The following is a 19,383-nucleotide window of genomic DNA, read 5'->3' on the forward strand; positions in this document are numbered from 1 at the left end:
TCAGCCTCTCATCTCGCGGGCACGGTCAATCAGAGGGGAGGCCAGTTCACTGACATCCTCGGCCAGGCGCATGGCATCTTCGATGCTGGTGATCCCTTGAGAGGCATACTCCAGCGCACTGTCCACCAAGGGGCGGAACTGACCGCTGTTGCGCACCGCGGCGGCAAACTCATCCGGGCTGCCCTTACGCAGCGCTTCCACCATGGGCTCATCCAGCTCCAGCATCTCGAACACACCGATACGGCCACGATAACCAGTATGGTTGCAGTATTGGCAGCCCCGGCCTTTACGGTAATTCTGGGATTCGTGCTCCACCTGGGGCTGAATATGGCGCAACCAAGCCATCTCGGAAGGTGGCGGCGTGTGGTCCTCACCACAGCGTGGACAGATGCGCCGTACCAGTCGCTGGGCGATGATCGCCCGCAGGGCACTGGCCACCAGATAAGGGGCCGCCCCCATATCAATCAATCGCAGGGTCGAGGTGATGGCGTCGTTGGTGTGCAGGGTCGAGAGCACCAGGTGACCGGTGATCGCGCCTCGCAAACCAATCTCGGCGGTTTCCTGGTCTCGCATCTCACCGACCATGATGATGTCAGGATCCTGACGCAAAGTGGTGCGCAGTACTTCGGAGAAGCCCAGGCCAATTTTCTGATTCACCTGCACCTGATTCACTCGAGGCAAACGGTATTCCACCGGGTCCTCTACGGTGATGATCTTGGCGTTGGGCTTGTTCAGCTCATTCAGTGCCGCATAGAGGGTGGTGGTTTTACCCGAGCCGGTCGGCCCGGTCACCAGGATCATGCCGTGTGGGCGATTAATCTGGTGTCGCAGGCGGGCAATGATCTCCGCCGGCATCCCGGTCTGTTCCAGCTCCAGTAAGCCAGCGGACTGGTCCAGCAATCGCATCACCACAGACTCACCAAACTGAACCGGCATGGTGGACACCCGCACATCCAGTTGGTGCTTACCCACTTCGAAGTGGAAGCGGCCATCCTGGGGAATCCTTTTCTCGGAGATATCCAGGCTGGCCATCAATTTGATCCTCAGCACCAGAGCACCGGCAATGCCGTACTCGGTCAGCACGGTTTCCTGAAGCTGACCATCCACCCGCTGGCGAATCCTCAGCTCCTTGTCACCGGGCTCAATGTGGATGTCCGAAGCCCGGATACGGATGGCATCCTCGAAGATGGAGTTGAGCAGCCGAACCACGGTGGCTTCGTTATCTGCATCCTGGGCCGTGATGCTGGCCAGGTCGAACTCCTGCTCCTGCTGGTGCTCCTGCTGCAGCTCACCGGCGATGGAGGCGATGCGATCCGTCTGGCGATAGAGGCTGTCGATCCCCTCAAACAACTGGCTTTCGGTCACCAGGGCCAGCTCCACCATACGGGGAGATAGCATAGGCACTATGGCGTCGTAAGCCGCCAGGTCCGCCGGGTCGCTCATGGCCACGGTGGCGCGATTGTCGTCGGCGTCGATCACCAGGGCGCGGAAGCGGCGGGCGTGCATCTCGGGGATCAACTTCACCACATTGGGGTCGAGCCGACGCTCACTGATGTCCACGAAGGGCACATTCATCTGCCTGGAGAGGAAAGAGAGCAGCTGCTCCTCGCCGATAAATCCGAGATCGATCAGGGTACGCCCCAGCTTACGGCCACCACTGCGCTGGGCGGTCAGTGCCTGATTCAGCTGCTCTTCGGTAATGATCTGCTGACTGACCAGCAAATCACCCAAACGCTGTTTTAACTGAGGTTTCATCCTGCGTCTCCAAGCTGTTGCAAGCGCTGCTCAATGTATCGTCTGGCGCTGTCCGACAGAGTGCGGGTGGACAACGCCTGGCGGTAAGCGGAAGCCGCCTCGCCATAGTTGCCGAGCCGGTCCAGGCTGTGGGCCAGACCCAGCCACCAGCGCCCCTGACGGGGATCGGCATTGGCCAGTCCCCGGTAATCATTAACCGCCAGCGTGAGCATCGACAACTCCCTGGCCAGATCCGCCCGCCGGGCCATCATCGGCAGCGACAGGGGTTGTTGGTTCAGTTGTCCCAGCCACAGGGCCGCCTGCTCACGGGCACCGGAGCCCAGGGCGACCTCGGCGGCGGTAAGAGGGTAATCCAGCTCCCCGGGCCAGCGGCGGCTGGCCTCCGCCAGAATCACCAGAGCCTCCCCTGGATCACTGACTGCCAGACGCTGAGCCAACAGCACCCGGGCCTGATGCAGAGACGCGTCCAGGGCCAGGGCCTGACGCAATGCATCTGTGTCTTGCTGCTCCTTCCCCTGCTGGTAGAGCGCCTGTGCCTGCTGCTTATGGGAAAGTTTGGCCGGCGCCACCACCATCACCTGCCGCTTGGGCTTCGGCTCGGTAACCTGTGCCGTCTCTTCGGTTTGTGGCGACCTTAGCGGCTCATCAACATCGGTCGTCTCGACCTCCTCTACCCCGTTGGTTTGGGTTGAGGCCAGATCCAGGGTCACCGGCTCGGTCACCCCTTTGGGCTTGGCGAGGGGCTCGGGCGCTCCAGGTGCTGCCTTTATCTCTGGCGGAAGTTCGGCAACAGTTGAATGGGCCAGAGCCTCAGGTTCGGGTTGCGGCACAGGCTCAGGCTGTGCCTCAATCGGTGCGGCTTCAACATCAGGTGTGGTGCCCGGCTCACTCGCCACAGCCGGTGCCTCTGTAGGCACAACTGGCATCGGATTCACCGCCTCAACGCCCTGCTGTGGGGAGTTGTCGGCCAGACGCACCTGCAGTCTTGGCCAGAGTCCCACCCAGATCACCAGGGTCAGCACCAGGCTGAGCAGCAGAATCCACCACCAGCCGCTGCGCTTATTCTGCCCCTGATGAGGCAGGGTGGCACTGGCCAGATTCGGCTGGAGAATCCTCTGACGCTGCTGCTGGTCCAGGTCCTTCAGCATCTTGTTGATGACGCTCATAAGGGCCCCTCCAGATAGAGGCTCAACGCCAATCCGGCACCCGCCAGCAGCAACATGGTCAAAGAGAGCACCATCAGCAGGTTCTCCCGCCACCAGGGGAGCAGGGTCTGCGCCGCTTCGGTATCGGATACTGCAGAACGAATCATCTCATTGCTGACCTTTTCCCGTTCACCGGCCCCGTAAGCAAGCATCAGCGCCTTATGGCAGAGCACGTTCAGCAACCTGGGAATGCCCCCGGACGCCCGGTGCAACCAGGCCATCTGCTGCCAGTTGAACAAGGGTTTGCCCTGATAACCAGCAACCGCAAGCCGGTGCTCCACGTAACCGCAGGTCTCCTCCAGAGTCAGCCCTCTCAGCTTGTAGCTGAAGGTGATCCTCTGCCGAAGCTGACGGAACTTGCTCTCGGCCAGCCGCTGTTCCAGCTCGGGCTGGCCAAACAGCACCACCTGCATCAGCTTGGCGTACTCGGTTTCCAGATTGGTGAACAGCCTCAGGGCCTCCAGGCTCTCATCAGGCAGCGCCTGGGCTTCATCGAGCAGCAGTACCACCCGCTTACCCTGACCAGCCAGCTCCATCAGCCTGTGGCTGATCGCCTCGGTCAGGTGATGCTGGTCTCCCTTGGGGACTATGCCCAACTCGGCGGCGACGGCCTGGCGAAGCTCATCGGCTTTCAGGTAGGGGTTGGGCAGGTAGGCGATCTGATATTGATCCCCCAGCTCGTTCAGCATCTTTCGGCACAACAGGGTTTTACCCGTGCCCACTTCGCCGGTCACCTTGATGAACCCCTCACCCGCCGCCAGGGCGGTATGCAGAACCTGAAGCGCCTCCACATGGGGCGCTATCTGCATAAAGAACTGAGTGTTGGGGGTCAGGGAGAAAGGCAGCTCCCTTAAACCAAAGTGATACAGATACATAAACTCAGTTTGTTGGGTACCAGGTGTCGATCAGTGTCTGAGACTGTTCCAGCTGCTGTTTCCAGGTGCCGTTCTCAATCACCGTGGGTTTGAGCAGAATCACCAACTCCGTCTTGGACTCCCGCTGAGACGTGTTGGTGAACAGCATACCCAGGCCGGGAATGTCCCCCAGCAGAGGCACCTTAGACTCAATGTCCTCTTTCAGGGTCTTCATCAAACCGCCAATTACCACCACATCGCCGCTGCTGGCCCGCACCAGGGTATCGGACTCACGGATGTCGCTCTGGGCCAAAGGCAGCTGCACCAGGTCACCCAGTACGTTGATGGACTTCACCTGCTCGGAGATGTCGGACACAGAGGGACGAACGTGCAGCAGCACTTCACCCTCTTTGGAGATCTGCGGGGTCACATCCAGGGCAATGCCGGAGAAGAAGGGGGTCAGCTCAATCTCAGGATTATTGATGGCGGTATTACCAGCTACCGTGGTGGTACTGGACACCTCGGTGACGAAATACTCATCGGTGCCCACCTTGATGATGGCCTTCTGGTTATTGGTGGCGGTTACCCTTGGGCTGGACAGGGTATCCACGTCGCCCTGGGTATCCAGCAGATTGATCACCGCATTGAAATCGGAGTTGGAGAAGGTCAGGCTGGTGAGATTACCCAACGCCTGAGTGACTTGGTTACCAAACTCACCCTCACTGGTGCCGCCGGACCAGACGTTGCTGGCGCCCTGACCATCGTCCAGCAGAGTCCACTGAATTCCCTGTTGGAATCCATCGTTCAACCGCACTTCCAGAATGCGCGCTTCCAGAATCACCTGGCGTTGCATATGCTCCTGAGCCTGCCCCAGGAACTCGCCCACCAGGCGCAGCTCCTCAGGATTGGCCCGTACCGTTACCAGGCCCGCCTGGGGCAAAACCACCACAGAGCGGCCCTGACCGGATCCCACAAGGGTGGTCACACTCTCTTTCAGTTCACCCCAGAAGTGACTTTCATTGAGCGTCTCGATGCGAGTGCCAGTTGCGACCTCGCCACTGCCTGAGGGGTCATTGCTGCTGTCATTCTGGTTGTTATTGCCGGAACTTGAATTGTTATTGCTGTTGGAGTCGTTGTTGTTGGAGCCACTGCCGTTGTTGTTGTCATCAGTCAGACGACCAGAGCTGACACTGGTCACCGTCAGGCCCGCACGCTTCATGTGCAGGTAGTTCACCGCAAAGGTTTCGGAGCGCATACCCGTTGGGTAGACCTGCAACACCCGGCCGCTGCGACGCACATCGTAACCGTAGATATCCTCGACGGTCTTCAGTACCTCATCGATGGTCACCTGCTTCAGATTCAGGGAGATGGTGCCCTGAACGCCGGGATGCACCGCCACGCTGTAACGGCTGCCCTCCACCAGGCTGGCAAAGAACACCTGTGCATCCACATCCTTGGCTGCTACGTCCACCAAGGGCTGGGCACGGCGGCTATCCGGCAAGCGCGGGACCGCCAGTTCCTGGGCAACGTCCGTCGGCAACGCCATGGGCGGCGCTACCTTATTGCTCTTTACTTGCTGCTCCTCCAGCGCCCGGTTCAGCGCCTGCTTAGTATCCACCGGATCTTGACGGTCCTCCGGCAGAGACTGACAGCCGGCCAACAGCACAGCCGCCAATGGCAGGCAACGAAGTAGGGTCATCGATTCCCTGATATTTCTCATAATTGGACACCTAGCTTGGGAAACAGAACCAGCTTGCGACCATCCGCCAGCCAGACTGCATCTCGTTCAATTCTTTTTATTGTTGAACCCATCAGGGCGGCTCCCGTTTCGAAGGATTGCCCACCTATGATGGCGACACGCTTATCTTTGGACACCAGAATGGACTGCAACTGGCCGTTGGACGCCACCGGCGCCGCAGCCTGAGGTACCTGAGCCGCCCAGGTGGGTGGCTTAGTCGGATCCCTCAGGGACTCGGCCTGAATGTCAGCGACCAGAGAAAAGCTCAAAGTCAGTGCGAGGACGCGTACCAACACGAATCAACTCCTTCTCAGTTCCGAGGGTGTAAATGTCCAGAGTCATCACCGCTATGGGGTAGGACTCCACCTGATAATCCACTTTCTGCCAGTAAAACTGCTGAGGCAGAGCTTCCATTTTGCCCAAGACCTTCATAAGGCTGAAGAACTCCCCTTTCAGCTTCAGGGTCAGCCCGTGCTGATACAGGGAACTGCCCGCCGCCAGAGGCTCTGAGGGATTCGATACCAGAGACACCAGCTCTACCCCTGAGGCACTGGTCAGCATCTGCGCCAACACCGAGGGCATCTGCTCTGGCAGAATCAGGCCAATCACCCTGTCTCCCAGGGCTGCCTGAGCCTGTTCAATCTCCGAGGACAGGGTTTGCAGCCTGTTGCGACTGTCTTCGTTGACGTCCAGAGTCAGGCGATCATTGAGCTCCAGCACCTGGGCCTGAAACTGAGGCAGCTGACTCTCCAACTGAGCCGTCGAACTTCGCAGTTTTTGCAGCTTCAGCCACATGGGCTCGGCCACCATCAGCAGCCCGATGGCCAGCACCATCACCTGCAGGGCGCCAAAAATCAGCACCCGCTCCCTGGAGGTCATCGCCTCAAACTGTTGTCTCAACCGATCCAGCTGCTTCATGGCTTAGCCTCCTCGGTTTCGATTTCATGCCCCACGGTGAAGGTCACCGGACCGGTGTCGTTACCGCTGATATTGAACTGGCTTAGTGACCGGCCACGCAGAGAGGGCTTAAGGCCAAGCTGCCCAAGCCACTGAGGCACCGCTGCCGGAGACTGGGCCAACCCCTGCAGCAGGATGCCGCTGTCGGACACACCGAAACGCTGCAGCCACACCTGTTGATCACTGCTCTGGGCCAGATCCCGCATCAGGTTGGAGAACCCTGGGTTGGCCATCACACTGCGTCGATCCAGCTCCGCCGCCAACAGGTCCATCGCTTCCAACTGGCGCTGGAGTATGTCCACCTGCTGCAGCAATTGTTCATCCGGCTGCCGGGCAGAGACTTCGGCGGTCAGGGTTTTAATCTGCTCTTCGGCCTGGGCCTGCTGACTCTGCAGCGCCGTCAACTTCGTCTGGGTCTGGCTGGTTTCATAGCTCAGCCAGCCAATCAAACCCGATAGGGCAACCACGGCAACCAGGGTGGCCGCCAACATGCGATTGAAGCTCAGGCGCAGCTCGACCGGCAGCAGGTCCTCACGGAATAGATTGACTCTATGCTTCATCCTGCACCTCCGGAGTCTCCTCAAGGACCGCCGCGGCGATGCAATTCACCACGTCCCGATCCACTGTGGCGATGGACTCCACCGGCAGTTCGAACAGAGTCTGAATGCGCGGCTCCAGCCACTGCTGCAACTCCACCGGCAACAACAGAGAGATGCTGGCAGGCATAGGCATCCTCAACTGACGATCCAGGTAATCCAGGGAACGCTGCAACTCCAGGGTCAGGGAATCGAACTGCATCTGGCGGGTCAGCTCGTCCTGCTCCTCGGCAAACACCACCCCGTTGATGGGGCGCTGCAGTACGAACTCTCCGCCCACGGACACCAGCAGACTCAGCTGATTTTCCCGCAACTGGCCCAGCATAAGGTGAGGACGGTCATCCTTGGGCATCAGGTTGGTCAGGGCGATCTCCTCGATGGTGATCAGCTCAATCTTCACCTTGAGGCTGTTCAGCAGGGTCACCAGAGGCTGAACCTTGCGGCGATCGGCCACCACCACCTGCAGCTTCTTGGGGCCAGCAGGCTGAACCTTCAGCTCGAAGTAATCGATCTGCTGATGCTCTAAAGGGGTCGAGGAAAGGTCTTTGACCGACCAGGTCAAGGCGGCCACCAGCTCAGACTCGTCCACATTGGGGCGGTCCACGGTGATCACTTCGTAGCAATCGGAAGAGAGCAATAAACGGAAGGTTTTCTGGCTCTTGGGCAGCTGGTTCAGTACAGCACGCCACCCCTCGACGCTCTCGACAGACACAGGAGAAAGGCGCAATTCCTTAGCGGCCAAATGGCACAGATTGCCTGATAAATATCCACCAATGTAAATCGGCTCTTGAGACCGATTGGAAAATATCCCCATAAACCCGCCAGTTGAAGATTATTTGAATTAGGTTATTTAGCAACGCTTTTAGTATATATACGTGTGCGGCAATAGTATCACAAGACCTAATGCTAACCATCATTCCTGTCAGAAATGCGTCAGTGTCAAAAAATCAGAACGCCTGCTTCAATGCATCCAGATCATCACTGGCTTTTCCGGCCAGCGCGCCCTGATATCCAACCACATCAAGCTCTTCCAAGCGCTCCCGTTCCTCCTCCAGCTCAACCCCTTCCGCCAGGATAATCACCTTAGCCTGCTCCAGGCTATTCACCACACTGCCGATATACAGTTGATTCTCCGGACGAAGATGGACTCTTTGAGCAAGACTGTTGTGAAGTTTGATCAGGTCCACACCGAATCGCTCCACATAGTCCAGCTTCTCCACCGATTGACCAACACCGTCCACCGCCAGCAGGCAATCCACCGATTTCAGCTGACTCAAAGGCTGCTCCAACTGATCCGCCTGGGTCACCAGCTCACGCTCATTGATCTCCAGAATCAGCTGCTGGCGACGGCTGCTGTAACTGGCCAGCAGCATCTTCAGCCGCTTGATGAAGCGTTCGTGCAGCAGGGACTCCGCGGAGATATTCAGGGAAACCCGCACAGGCCAGTCGTGATCCCGCAATTTACGCAGGGCGATCTCCACCAGCCTCAGTTCAATCTGAGGGATCAGGCCGCAGCGCCAGGCCATGGTGCGATACAGGGTGGCACGCAGCAGCTCGCCCTGGGGAGAACGCATTCGGCTGAACACCTCCAGGTGTGCCAGCTCCCCCTTCTGAGTCAGAACCGGTGCCATAAACAGCACCAGCCCGTCTCTGGCCAGCGCATTCTCGATCATGCTGCGCCAGCGTACCGAGCCCTGAGCCAGCTCCCGGTCCACCGCGCCTTTGTCGTACATGAACCAGCCGCTCTCTCCTTGCAGCAGCGCCGCTTTCAGCGCCATCTCCGCTTCGGTCATCACCTGGTCCGGCGTATCACCCCGGTTGTAGTAGGCAACACCGATGTAGATCAGCTCATCCCGATACACCCCTTTGGGCAGGGTGATCATCTCGATGCACTTCATCAACTTGGAGACCAGCCCCTCGCACTCCTTCAGGGGAAGCTGAGGCACCATCAGTGCCAGCTCCAGGGAGTTGCGACTGGCAAACACCGTATCGAAGTGCTCGGCAATCAACGGGCGGGCCAGCTCGATAAACTGGCGCTTCACCTTCTTGCGCTCAGCCACCGGCAAGCCTTCGAGACCGGTAAACTGCAGCAGAGCCACCATCCCCTGCTGGGTGATCTCGTCACCTTCGGCCTGGGCCTGCAGTCGGTGCTCGAAGAAGGAACGGTTGCCGATGCCCAGCTCGGCATCCAGGAAGGTGTTAGCCCGAATGAAGTGATCCAGCTTGCGCTTGGCGGCCTTTTCCGCCTGCCAGGCGCGATGAAGTTTGCCCAAGGCCTTGGCCACACTGATGGGGCGCTCCGCCCTGTTACGTGTGGCTGCGGCTCCCCATTCGCCCTCGAGAATTCGCCGCCCCCGGGCCGCCAGCAGTTCCACCCCGTTCATCTCCCGGGTCAGCCAGAAGTAACCGATGAGCACCATGGCCAGAGACGCCAGCAAACCGGCGCCGATCACCACCCATTCCCGGGCGGTGAACCCCATTAGGATCTGCGGTGCCGGCATCACCACCTTCATGCTGACGTCATTGGACAGGCGCACCTCGAAGTGACTCTGATGACGCTGCAAAGGATAGGGAGCCTGCCATTGATAAAGGTCGCTACCGTCCCGCTCAAGGCGGAAACGGGAAAATTCGTAGCTCACCAGAAGGTCTGGCAGCCAGCGGTCCAGGGCGGACAGATCCGAATTGCGGAAAAACTGGCGCTCCATGGTCGCAGCCAGAGCTTCGACGTTCTGTTGCTGATTGCGGTTAGCGTGGGAAAACGCCGCGGTCCACGCACTGACCATCAGCGCGAATACCACGATGCTCAGTGAAGCTACCCAAAAGGAGAGCAGTCGTTGGGTCTGTTCCCTGGTTGTTGTCATTGACGCCCCTGTCAGGCCCGGTCTTCTGTTGCCGGGCTTAATCACTTTGATACTGTCTATGGCACTTGGCAGGAGTGGCTGTACTCCGCCCATTTTTGCCTAAGTTACCGCAATGCGGCGGGAATCCCTACTCAAATGTAACGGAAAGTGTCGCCCTTGAAGCCAGAAATTAGAGCCGTTAAACAGGAAGGTCGTCCCTGAGAAACGGCCCCTTTAACCTTTTGCCGTTCAAATTACACCGACACCTGCAACCTGACCTCCACATTTCCCCGGGTGGCATTGGAGTAGGGACACACCTGATGGGCCTTTTCAGTGAGGGCATTCGCCGCCCCCTGATCCAGGCCGGGAAGGTGAATGTACAGATCGATATCCAGGCCAAATCCGCCGGGTATCTGGCCTATGCCCACTTCGGCGCGAATGTTGGTATCGTCGGGAATCTCCATCCCCTCCTGGCCAGCGACAAACTTGAGCGCCCCAATGAAGCAGGCGGAGTAGCCCGCAGCGAAAAGTTGTTCCGGATTGGTGGCACGACCGCCTGCGCCCCCAAGCTCCTTGGGCGTCGCCAGAGGCAGGTCGAGCAGACCGTCACTGGAGCGGGCATAGCCGTCCCGACCGCCCGTTGTGGTCACACTTGCCTTATAAAGCACATCCATAAAGGTCGCCTCCTGTTCAGAGAAAATGCGGCCCAGTTCAACAGGCCGCCGCCTCTAAGGGTAGGCTTGAATGGCCACCAACAGGTGACCAAGGGAGAATTTAACTGAAGAGAGGGGAACACTCCCCAGCTGCGCGTTTCTTTCAACAAACAGGCAAATGAGAAAGGGATATATGCAATTCCCGCCCAGCAGTCACCCCATCCGCGGCAGGCAGTCCGCATTAAGGGGGAGCAGGCACCCGACCAATAGGGCACCGGGGCTCAGTGGGGAGTGTTCCATGTCGCCTAACCTGAGATTGAAAAGCGACAAACCAAGGCTACGCCCAGACAATACGAATAACAATGGTTATCATTATGAAATGGCATGTTAACCATTGATTTTGGGATCCACTCCGCAATTTCTCTTAAGAGACAATAACCTGAACGAGCCCCCACCGATTCAATCAGGGCTGACGATGAGACAACTGTGCCACCCGCTCCTGAATGCAACTGCAATAACACTGATGCTCATACCAGTTGGCCACGTTGATGGAGTGCACCCACGCAAAGATTCGCCACTGCTTCCACAGTGCCGGGTAGAGGGTCTCCCGATCGGTTTTGTGTGTCTGATACAGCGTCTTGGCACTGACGCTGATGCCAAACTTCTGTCGCAACCTGTTGGACAACTCGGTGGCCATGCTTGCCTTCTGATCATCACCGCCTGAGAACACCGGCAAGTCCAGCCTGTCTCGCTGACCGAAGAGGAACAGATGGAACTGCAGGGCGCAGGTCATGGAGAGCATCTTGCCGAAGCGATACTCGCGACCCTGTTCATCCACAAACAGCTGCCGGGAATAGTCCGAGGCAACATACTCCAGTAACTTGGCCAAAGATTGGCGAGACCGCTCCATGGTTGTGATGGGCACCACAGTCATGGCGGAGCCCTCCGCCGCTGGCCCGGAAAACAGCGAGCGGATCAGCCGCTGACCTGCAGAGGTTTCCATCAGCGCCATATCGACGGTCAGTTTGCGGCTGGTGTGCGTGAGGGGGGTGGACTTACCATCAATCAACAGCTCAGAGTTGAGATCGATAGCCTCCTCCTTGATGCCAAAGCGAAACTCGGTCTCCCACACCTTATGGGCCACAGTCAGAAACTCCCGCCATAAAGCCAGCCGGATTATCGGCTGGGCAAAGTGGTCCGGCACATCATCTCGACATTGAATCGCTTCGGTGCGCAGAAAGCCTTCGCTGACAGCAAAGCTGAGCAGCTTCAGGGAGGCCAGCGGGTCAGAGACCAGGTAGGCGTTCATCACCAGATCCAGCAAATACTCCGGCGGTACCTCGGTGGGACTCAGTTCCGGGTCCTGCAGAAGCTCATAACACAGCTGCTCAACCAGAGAGAACTCCAGGCCAATCCGCTCAGTCAGCGCTTGCAGCAAACTGCGCACCAGGGCACGGCGAAAGTCAGCGTTATATTCCTGGAAAGCTTTCACCTTCTGCTCATCAATCCCGGTGCTGCCCGAGGCGTTAGCCGTCATAAACTCCCGCCAGTCCGTCGCCTTCCCATGCAGCTCGCAGGCCTCGGTCTGGAACAAGCACAACACATAATGGGCCAGATAGGGCCGGTGACTGTCCGGCTGCGCTTCCAGTTTCCGCGTAAGCCGGTCTGTAAGCTTTAGCAACCAGGCGTAGCGATCCGGGTCCCGCTCCGGTGACAGGCGGGTCTGGGCTGACACCAACAGATCCAGTGCATGGTGGACCCCCATGGCCCTGCGGTCGATTCTTGGCATGGCAAACACTTCCCATTTTGGTACACCACAATTGTACCTTTCAAGGATTGTGCAGCAATTTTATCCTGATTTCATCGATTTAGTCAGCTCTTGGAGCAGCAGATGAAATACAGCAGAGAACCCAGCATCGCCGCCCTGGTGAAACAGTTCATCGCCAAGGGCTGGACCTTCAGAAAGGGGCGCAAACACGGCAAGCTGATTACCCCCTGGGGCAAGGTGGCGGTCATTCCCGCCACCCCGAGCGACCGCCGCGCCTATCTCAACCTGCGGAGCCAACTGCGCCGCATGGAAGCCACTCCTTGTTAATGCCACCAAGCCAAAGAGGAACTCTTATGTCTAAACCATCATCCGTTATTGGTGCTGCCGGCGTCACCGCCACAGCGGGTACCGCAGCCTCCACCGCTTCCGCCGTTGCCGGGGGCTCGGCGGCCACCATCATGTCGGCCACCGCTGGCACCACCGGGGCCGCAGTGGCCTCAACTCTGGGGGCAGCGGGTACCTCAGGTGCCGCCGCCATCTCCTCGGGCATGGCGACCGCAGGAGGCCTGGTTGGAGGAGGCATGGCCACCGGCGCCGTGGTTACCGCCGCCGCGCCTGTGGCACTGGTTGCCGCAGTCGCCTGGGGCATCAGCAAACTCTGGGATTGAGCGCCGCAACGAAAAAGCCCCGTCAGTGACGGGGCTTTTTGATATTCGCTAGGAAACCGGGCCGGTTTTAGAACGGGATATCGTCGTCCCAACCGTCGTCCAGATCCGGGGTGTAGCTCTGCTGCTGGTTCTGCTGCTGAGGTGCGGCAGGCTTTTGCTGAGGCGCTGCAGCGGCAGGCTTCTGCTGAGGGGCTGCCTGACGGGGAGCAGACTGCTGCTGACCGTAGCCACCACCTTGCTGCTGGCCACCCTGGAAGCCACCACTTTGCTGGCCACCCTGGAAGCCACCGCTTTGCTGGCCACCCTGGAAGCCACCGCTTTGCTGGCCGCCCTGGAAGCCGCCACTTTGCTGGCCACCCTGGAAACCGCCGCCTTGCTGGCCGCCACGGGAATCCAGCATCTGCATCTCTTCCGCAACCACTTCGGTGGTGTAACGGTCCTGGCCGTTGTTGTCCTGCCACTTACGAGTTTGCAGTTTGCCTTCCAGGTAAACCTTGGAGCCCTTGCGCAGGTACTCACCGGCGATCTCGGCCAGACGACGGAACATCACAACACGGTGCCACTCAGTACGCTCCTGCTGCTGACCCTGCTGGTCTTTCCAGGTTTCACTGGTTGCTACGGTGATGTTCGCCACGGCATTACCGTTTGGCATGTAACGAACCTCGGGATCCTGTCCCAGGTTACCAACGAGAATCACTTTATTGACGCCACGGCTGGCCATCGTTGTCTCCAATGTTGAACTTGTTGTAATCGGCAAAGGTTACCACAGCACAGGGCCGGAATCATCACTTGCCAGAGGCTTTCATCAGCTCCTTGAAGCGAGCTTTGGCTGCGGCTTCATCCTGCCACTCCCGCAGAGAATCGGGGTCTGGACACCTGAGTTCTTTGCAGATCAATTGATTGGGATTTCCACCCGGGAAACACTCCGGATTGGTCTGGAACAGCGCCAACATGGCGCCATAGTGGCCCACGCCCAACGCCGGGGCCGTCTCCCGGGCCATGCTCCAGAAAGAGCGCCCCTCCATGGGGCAGAGCTTCAGCTCCTGCTTACGAAGCTTCGGCTTGGGCGCCACCTCGGTAGCCTTGGCCACGGAGGCATCCTGAGCCACCTTGCGCGTCACCGTAGGTGCCCCACCGGAGGCGGGTTCCAGGTCGATATTGAAATAGATCAGCTTGTCCGGCTCATCCTGAAACAGGCTGGTGACCACCACCTGGATGCGTGAACCCCGGGCAGGCACTTGTGAGTGCAGGTGGATAAGGAAGTCGCCATCCATCTGCCGGGCCAGGGGGTAACGGTTGCCGTTCTGCAGCAGATAGAAACGCAATTGCTGCACCACGAAGGGATCGCCAACGACATTCATGGTCAGGTTGAGTGGCTCATTGGAGCGGGACACCACCTGGTTCACACTCAGGTGATCCACCTTCTGAGCCGCCGACGCCACGCTAGCCCAACACAGCAGTGCCAGGAGCAAACCTCTGACCATATTGTCCTCCGAGTTGACCGAATTAGCCCGCCAGCACCTGCCTGGCCTGCTCGATATCAAACTCCGACTCCACCTTCAGATAGGCGGCCTGCTGATCCAGGATCAGGGTCACCTCGGCGACACCGGCCAGAGTCAGCAATCTGCCCGCCAGCGCCTGGGCGTGGGCGTCATCATTGATATGAGCATCCATGGTAATGCTCTTAACGGACTTGGGATTTTTCAGTCCCAGCATGGGGACAAACCAAATAAGGGTCAAGCCTGCACACACCAGGAACACCCCTTCGGCACCAAAGATGGTGTACATGCCACCACCGATGGAGCCACCGAAGAAGGCCCCCATAAACTGGCTGGTGGAGTAGATCCCCATGGCGGAGCCCTTATCCCCGGCGGGGCTCAGGCGGGAGATCAACGTCGGCAGGGACGCTTCCAGATAGTTGAAGCCGGTGAAGAACACCAGGGTGGCCGCACCCAGCACCCACAGGTTGTGGTGGGCTGAAGCCATGATCAGCATGGACGCCGCCAGCAGCAGCATCGCCATCAGGAAGGGACGACGGCTGTCCTGCTTGCGCACCGAGTAGATGATCATCGGCGCCATAAACACGAAAGACAGCAGCAGGGCCGGCAGGTACAGCATCCAGTGAGAGGTGGCTTCCAGGCCGCTGTCGACCACGACGATGGGCAGGGCCACGAACAGGGCGCACATGATGAAGTGCAGGGCGAAGATGCTGATGTCCAGGCGAACCAGCTGGCCATGCTTGAGCATCTTCAGGAAGCGCTTGGGCACCGCCACCACGTCGCCGGTGGGCGCCTGACGCACCGCGTTGGGCACCAGGCCATGCACCACCAGCAGGGCGGCGGAGGCCAGCACTGCGGTCAGGTAGAACAGGCCGGAGAGGCCCATGGTGTCAGCCAGCGCCGGGCCGGCCACCAGGCTGATGGCAAACGCCAGGCCGATGAAGGAGCCGATCACCGCCATCACCTTGGGGCGCTGCTCTTCTCGGGTCAGATCCGAGGCCAGAGCCAGCACCGCTGAGGCCACCGCGCCCATGCCTTGCAGGGCACGGCCAACGGTCACCATCTGAATCGATTCGGCCATGCCGGCCACCAGGCTGCCGAGGATAAACAGGATCAGACCTATAGTAATCACCGGCTTGCGGCCAATCTTGTCGGACAGCATCCCCGCCGGGATCTGCAGCAGCGCCTGAGTCAGGCCATAGCCACCGATGGCCAGGCCCACCCACATAGGGGAGAAGCCTTCCAGGTGCTGGCCGTAGATCGCCAGCACCGGCATGATCAGGAACAGACCAAACATCCGCAGCCCATACACGCTGGCCAGGGTAAAGGCCGCTCTGCGTTCAGTTGGGTTTAACCCATTACTCACAATCTACTTCCTCAAAATCGTTGTTTTTCTCGGCGCCAGAGGGGCGACAGTTTAACAGAGCTTCGCCACCTTCACAGAGTCGATTCGGCACTGATTGTCCCACTCTTCCGAAAACACGCCTTTACAATGCAGATTAAGACCATCGATTTCCTTGAAGTGCCCTGCCAATAGAGAATATGCGATACTGCTCAAATTCTTTTTCCAACCGGCAGCATCATGGATCAGATTGACGTTCGCGGCGCCCGCACCCACAACCTGAAAAACATCTCCCTGACCCTACCCCGAGACCAACTTATTGTGATTACCGGCCTATCCGGCTCAGGTAAGTCGTCTCTGGCGTTCGATACCCTGTACGCCGAAGGTCAGCGGCGCTACGTGGAATCCCTCTCCGCCTACGCCCGTCAGTTCCTGTCGCTGATGGAGAAGCCGGATGTGGACCACATTGAGGGGCTGTCCCCGGCGATCTCCATCGAGCAGAAGTCCACCTCCCACAACCCGCGTTCCACCGTGGGCACCATCACCGAGGTGTATGACTACCTGCGTCTGCTGTTTGCCCGGGTGGGTGAGCCCCGCTGCCCCACTCACGGCCAGCCTCTGGCAGCTCAGACTGTCAGCCAGATGGTGGATAAGGTGTTGAGCCTGCCAGAAGGCAGCAAACAGATGCTGCTGGCCCCCGTAGTGCAGGGACGTAAAGGCGAACACACCAAGCTGCTGGAAGGCCTGGCGGCCCAAGGCTACATCCGTGCCCGCATCGACGGCGAGGTGTGCGACCTGTCCGATCCACCGCCGCTGGAACTGCACGTCAAACACGACATCGAAGTGGTGATCGACCGCTTCAAGGTGCGCCCGGACCTGGCCCAGCGCCTGGCCGAGTCTTTCGAAACCGCCCTGGAGCTGTCCGGCGGCGTAGTCAAAGTGGCGGCCATGGACGACGCCGATGCCGAGCCGCTGGTGTTCTCCGCCAACTTCGCCTGCCCCATCTGTGGCTACGCCATGGCCGAGCTGGAACCGCGCATCTTCTCCTTCAACAACCCCGCCGGGGCCTGCACCAGCTGCGACGGCCTGGGGGTTCAGCAGTTCTTCGACGAGCAGCGAGTCGTCACCAACCCCACCGCCTCCCTGGCCGAAGGCGCCATTCGCGGCTGGGACAAGCGCAACTTCTACTACTACCAGATGCTCAAGTCCCTGGCCGAGCACTATAAGTTCGACTTGGACGAGCCCTTCGAAGACCTGCCTAAAAAGGCACGGGACGTGATTCTTAATGGCTCCGGCCGCACCAGCATCGCCTTCAAGTACGTCAACGACCGCGGTGATGTGGTCACCCGTAACCACCCCTTCGAGGGGATCCTCAACAACATGAACCGCCGCTACAAGGAGACCGAATCCAACTCGGTGCGCGAGGAGCTGACCAAATACATCAGCACCACCAAGTGCCGCAGCTGTGATGGCTCCCGCCTGAGGGAGGAGGCGCGCAATGTGTTCATCGAGGACATCAACCTGCCGATTCTGTCGGAGTGGTCCATCGGCCAGGCGCTGGAGTGGTTCAGCAGCATCGAACTGCAGGGCCAGCGGGCGCAGATTGCCGAGAAGGTGCTCAAGGAGATCAACGACCGTCTGGGCTTCCTGGTGAACGTGGGCCTGAACTACCTGACCCTTCACCGCTCCGCCGAAACCCTCTCCGGCGGTGAAGCCCAGCGTATCCGCCTGGCCAGCCAGATTGGTGCCGGCCTAGTGGGGGTAATGTACGTACTGGATGAGCCCTCCATCGGTCTGCACCAGCGGGACAACGAGCGACTGCTGGCCACCCTTACCCACCTGCGGGATCTGGGCAACACGGTGATCGTGGTGGAACACGACGAAGACGCCATCCGCACCGCCGACCACATCGTGGACATTGGCCCTGGTGCCGGCGTTCATGGCGGCCAGGTGGTGGCCCAGGGCGACTACAAGGCGATCTGCAATAGTAAGGACTCACTCACCGGCCAGTACCTGTCTGGCAAGAAACAAATTGCCGTACCCGAGGAGCGTACCCCCTACAACGCCAAGAAGGTCATCGAGCTGACCGGCGCCCGCGGCAACAACCTGAAGAACGTGGATCTGACCATCCCCTGTGGCCTGATGACCTGCGTCACCGGCGTGTCCGGCTCAGGCAAGTCCACCCTGATCAACGACACCTTCTACAAGATTGCTCACAAGGAACTTAACGGTGCCACCGTGGATGAACCGGCGCCGTACACCGCCGTCAAGGGGCTGAACAACTGCGACAAGGTGGTGGACATTGACCAGAGCCCCATCGGTCGCACCCCACGTTCCAACCCGGCCACCTACACCGGCATCTTCACCCCCATCCGTGAGCTGTTCTCCGGCACCCATGAAGCCCGCTCCCGTGGCTACAAACCGGGGCGCTTCTCCTTCAACGTCCGCGGCGGCCGCTGCGAGGCGTGTCAAGGGGATGGTGTAATCAAGGTAGAGATGCACTTCCTGCCGGACGTGTACGTGCCCTGTGACCAGTGTAAGGGCAAGCGCTACAACCGCGAGACCCTGGAAGTGCACTACAAGGGCAAGAACATCAACCAGGTGCTGGAGATGACCGTCGAAGAAGCCCGCGAGTTCTTCGACCCGGTGCCCGCCATCGCCCGTAAGCTGCAGACCCTGATGGACGTGGGCCTGTCCTACATCCGCCTGGGTCAGTCGGCCACCACCCTCTCCGGCGGTGAAGCCCAGCGGGTAAAACTGGCCCGGGAGCTGTCCAAGCGCGACACCGGCAAGACCCTGTACATCCTGGATGAGCCCACCACCGGCCTGCACTTCCAAGACATCCAGCTGCTGCTGGACGTACTGCACCGCCTGCGCGACCACGGCAACACCGTGGTGGTGATTGAGCACAACCTGGACGTCATAAAGACTGCCGACTGGATTGTGGATCTGGGCCCAGAAGGCGGCTCCGGCGGCGGCGAGATTCTGGTGCACGGCACCCCGGAAGAGGTGGCGGTTCACAAAGAATCCCACACCGCCCGCTTCCTCAAGCCGATGCTGCCCAAGCTGGCGTAAGCACCAACCACGCATTGACGACAAAGGCCCAGTCAACGAGACTGGGCCTTTTCTTTTTCAGAGCACAGCAACCACAGTGAAACCCGACTGCCGCACCGCCATGGCCCAACTGATTGAACAGGTGAGGGACGCCTTCCCCTTCGGCGTGCCCGAAGCTGAGATCTGTGGCGACACCTGCGTAGGCTGCCCAAAGAAACTGTTGGAACTGGTGGACACTGAGCTGTGCGACTGGGAAGCCCGACTAGAACACGGCGAAACACCCAAGCTGGGGGACATCTCCCGTCTGGCGAAGCTGTGTAAGAACGTGTATCGGGGATTGAAGCGGAATAAGCTAGTTACCTAATGTCTATCCAAGAGTAAAGCTAACACACTTAAGGCGCTAAAAAGTAAGCCAAGCACATCACTATAGTTCCAAAAACAAAGCCCAGAGCGA

At 59.3% G+C, this 19,383-nt stretch carries 18 protein-coding genes; 4 read left to right on the forward strand and 14 right to left on the reverse strand.

The annotated features are described in order from the left end of the window. From QUE41_RS19605 to QUE41_RS19655, 11 genes are all read right to left on the reverse strand, one after another. Positions 1-1,755 (reverse strand): GspE/PulE family protein, encoded by a 1,755-nt coding sequence (locus tag QUE41_RS19605; protein WP_286340639.1) that lies wholly within the window; start codon positions 1,753-1,755, stop codon positions 1-3. Continuing rightward, a complete protein-coding gene (locus tag QUE41_RS19610) occupies positions 1,752-2,921 on the reverse strand; it encodes a tetratricopeptide repeat protein (protein WP_286340640.1) in 1,170 nt (389 codons plus the stop codon). The genes QUE41_RS19605 and QUE41_RS19610 overlap by 4 nt, the downstream gene beginning before the upstream one ends. Continuing rightward, on the reverse strand, positions 2,918-3,835 hold the full coding sequence (locus tag QUE41_RS19615) for an ExeA family protein (protein ID WP_286340641.1): 918 nt from the start codon (positions 3,833-3,835) through the stop codon (positions 2,918-2,920). Before QUE41_RS19615 ends, QUE41_RS19610 begins: the two co-directional genes overlap by 4 nt. A 4-nt stretch (positions 3,836-3,839) precedes the next feature. Continuing rightward, positions 3,840-5,513 carry a pilus (MSHA type) biogenesis protein MshL gene (gene mshL / locus QUE41_RS19620; RefSeq protein WP_286340642.1) on the reverse strand — a complete coding sequence of 558 codons (1,674 nt, stop codon included), beginning with the start codon at positions 5,511-5,513 and terminating at the stop codon, positions 3,840-3,842. A gap of 17 nt (positions 5,514-5,530) precedes the next feature. Further along, positions 5,531-5,848: a hypothetical protein gene (locus tag QUE41_RS19625; protein ID WP_286340643.1), complete on the reverse strand. Its 318-nt coding sequence runs from the start codon at positions 5,846-5,848 to the stop codon at positions 5,531-5,533. Further along, positions 5,799-6,470, reverse strand: coding sequence for a type II secretion system protein M (locus QUE41_RS19630; protein ID WP_286340644.1), 672 nt, complete (start codon positions 6,468-6,470; stop codon positions 5,799-5,801). The genes QUE41_RS19625 and QUE41_RS19630 overlap by 50 nt, the downstream gene beginning before the upstream one ends. Further along, on the reverse strand, positions 6,467-7,069 hold the full coding sequence (locus QUE41_RS19635; RefSeq protein ID WP_286340645.1) for a PilN domain-containing protein: 603 nt from the start codon (positions 7,067-7,069) through the stop codon (positions 6,467-6,469). Before QUE41_RS19635 ends, QUE41_RS19630 begins: the two co-directional genes overlap by 4 nt. Then, positions 7,059-7,832, reverse strand: a complete 774-nt coding sequence (locus tag QUE41_RS19640) for a type IV pilus biogenesis protein PilM (protein WP_286340646.1) — start codon at positions 7,830-7,832, stop codon at positions 7,059-7,061. The genes QUE41_RS19635 and QUE41_RS19640 overlap by 11 nt, the downstream gene beginning before the upstream one ends. Before the next feature lie 220 nt (positions 7,833-8,052). Next, positions 8,053-9,966 (reverse strand): EAL domain-containing protein, encoded by a 1,914-nt coding sequence (locus QUE41_RS19645; RefSeq protein ID WP_286340647.1) that lies wholly within the window; start codon positions 9,964-9,966, stop codon positions 8,053-8,055. 233 nt (positions 9,967-10,199) lie between these two features. Further along, positions 10,200-10,619 carry an organic hydroperoxide resistance protein gene (locus QUE41_RS19650; protein ID WP_286340648.1) on the reverse strand — a complete coding sequence of 140 codons (420 nt, stop codon included), beginning with the start codon at positions 10,617-10,619 and terminating at the stop codon, positions 10,200-10,202. A gap of 442 nt (positions 10,620-11,061) precedes the next feature. Beyond that, complete coding sequence (locus QUE41_RS19655; RefSeq protein ID WP_286340649.1) at positions 11,062-12,387, reverse strand: hypothetical protein; 1,326 nt, start codon at positions 12,385-12,387, stop codon at positions 11,062-11,064. 102 nt (positions 12,388-12,489) lie between these two features. Between QUE41_RS19655 and QUE41_RS19660 the strand changes: the two genes are divergently transcribed. Both QUE41_RS19660 and QUE41_RS19665 read left to right on the forward strand, forming a co-directional pair. After that, on the forward strand, positions 12,490-12,693 hold the full coding sequence (locus QUE41_RS19660; protein WP_286340650.1) for a hypothetical protein: 204 nt from the start codon (positions 12,490-12,492) through the stop codon (positions 12,691-12,693). A 26-nt stretch (positions 12,694-12,719) separates the two neighbouring features. Next, positions 12,720-13,034 (forward strand): hypothetical protein, encoded by a 315-nt coding sequence (locus QUE41_RS19665; protein ID WP_286340651.1) that lies wholly within the window; start codon positions 12,720-12,722, stop codon positions 13,032-13,034. Positions 13,035-13,101: 67 nt separating this feature from the next. On the opposite strand, the gene ssb is transcribed toward QUE41_RS19665, so the two are convergent. The 3 genes from ssb to QUE41_RS19680 all read right to left on the reverse strand — a co-directional run bounded on the left by ssb (position 13,102) and on the right by QUE41_RS19680 (position 15,902). Next, positions 13,102-13,755, reverse strand: coding sequence for a single-stranded DNA-binding protein (gene ssb / locus QUE41_RS19670; RefSeq protein ID WP_286340652.1), 654 nt, complete (start codon positions 13,753-13,755; stop codon positions 13,102-13,104). Between the two features lie 64 nt (positions 13,756-13,819). Further along, positions 13,820-14,518, reverse strand: coding sequence for a type IV pilus assembly protein FimV (locus QUE41_RS19675; protein WP_286340653.1), 699 nt, complete (start codon positions 14,516-14,518; stop codon positions 13,820-13,822). Positions 14,519-14,540: 22 nt separating this feature from the next. After that, entirely contained in the window at positions 14,541-15,902 is a 1,362-nt protein-coding gene (locus QUE41_RS19680) for an MFS transporter (protein WP_286342984.1), read from the reverse strand. 213 nt (positions 15,903-16,115) lie between these two features. Here QUE41_RS19680 and uvrA point away from each other — a divergent pair, with 213 nt between their 5' ends. Next, positions 16,116-18,950 carry an excinuclease ABC subunit UvrA gene (gene uvrA / locus QUE41_RS19685; protein WP_286340654.1) on the forward strand — a complete coding sequence of 945 codons (2,835 nt, stop codon included), beginning with the start codon at positions 16,116-16,118 and terminating at the stop codon, positions 18,948-18,950. A 100-nt stretch (positions 18,951-19,050) separates the two neighbouring features. Beyond that, positions 19,051-19,293 (forward strand): hypothetical protein, encoded by a 243-nt coding sequence (locus tag QUE41_RS19690; protein ID WP_286342985.1) that lies wholly within the window; start codon positions 19,051-19,053, stop codon positions 19,291-19,293. The last annotated feature ends 90 nt before the right edge of the window (positions 19,294-19,383 follow it).

It is taken from the genome of Ferrimonas sp. YFM (assembly GCF_030296015.1).
In the GTDB taxonomy this organism is placed as follows: Bacteria; Pseudomonadota; Gammaproteobacteria; order Enterobacterales; family Shewanellaceae; genus Ferrimonas.

Coding starts and splice junctions, on each gene's coding strand:
- QUE41_RS19605 (WP_286340639.1), bottom strand. CDS start 1,755: ATGAAACCTCAGTTAAAACAGCGTTTGGGTGATTTGCTGGTCAGTCAG.
- QUE41_RS19610 (WP_286340640.1), bottom strand. CDS start 2,921: ATGAGCGTCATCAACAAGATGCTGAAGGACCTGGACCAGCAGCAGCGT.
- QUE41_RS19615 (WP_286340641.1), bottom strand. CDS start 3,835: ATGTATCTGTATCACTTTGGTTTAAGGGAGCTGCCTTTCTCCCTGACC.
- mshL (WP_286340642.1), bottom strand. CDS start 5,513: ATGACCCTACTTCGTTGCCTGCCATTGGCGGCTGTGCTGTTGGCCGGC.
- QUE41_RS19630 (WP_286340644.1), bottom strand. CDS start 6,470: ATGAAGCAGCTGGATCGGTTGAGACAACAGTTTGAGGCGATGACCTCC.
- QUE41_RS19635 (WP_286340645.1), bottom strand. CDS start 7,069: ATGAAGCATAGAGTCAATCTATTCCGTGAGGACCTGCTGCCGGTCGAG.
- QUE41_RS19645 (WP_286340647.1), bottom strand. CDS start 9,966: ATGACAACAACCAGGGAACAGACCCAACGACTGCTCTCCTTTTGGGTA.
- QUE41_RS19650 (WP_286340648.1), bottom strand. CDS start 10,619: ATGGATGTGCTTTATAAGGCAAGTGTGACCACAACGGGCGGTCGGGAC.
- QUE41_RS19655 (WP_286340649.1), bottom strand. CDS start 12,387: ATGCCAAGAATCGACCGCAGGGCCATGGGGGTCCACCATGCACTGGAT.
- QUE41_RS19660 (WP_286340650.1), top strand. CDS start 12,490: ATGAAATACAGCAGAGAACCCAGCATCGCCGCCCTGGTGAAACAGTTC.
- QUE41_RS19665 (WP_286340651.1), top strand. CDS start 12,720: ATGTCTAAACCATCATCCGTTATTGGTGCTGCCGGCGTCACCGCCACA.
- ssb (WP_286340652.1), bottom strand. CDS start 13,755: ATGGCCAGCCGTGGCGTCAATAAAGTGATTCTCGTTGGTAACCTGGGA.
- QUE41_RS19675 (WP_286340653.1), bottom strand. CDS start 14,518: ATGGTCAGAGGTTTGCTCCTGGCACTGCTGTGTTGGGCTAGCGTGGCG.
- uvrA (WP_286340654.1), top strand. CDS start 16,116: ATGGATCAGATTGACGTTCGCGGCGCCCGCACCCACAACCTGAAAAAC.
- QUE41_RS19690 (WP_286342985.1), top strand. CDS start 19,051: ATGGCCCAACTGATTGAACAGGTGAGGGACGCCTTCCCCTTCGGCGTG.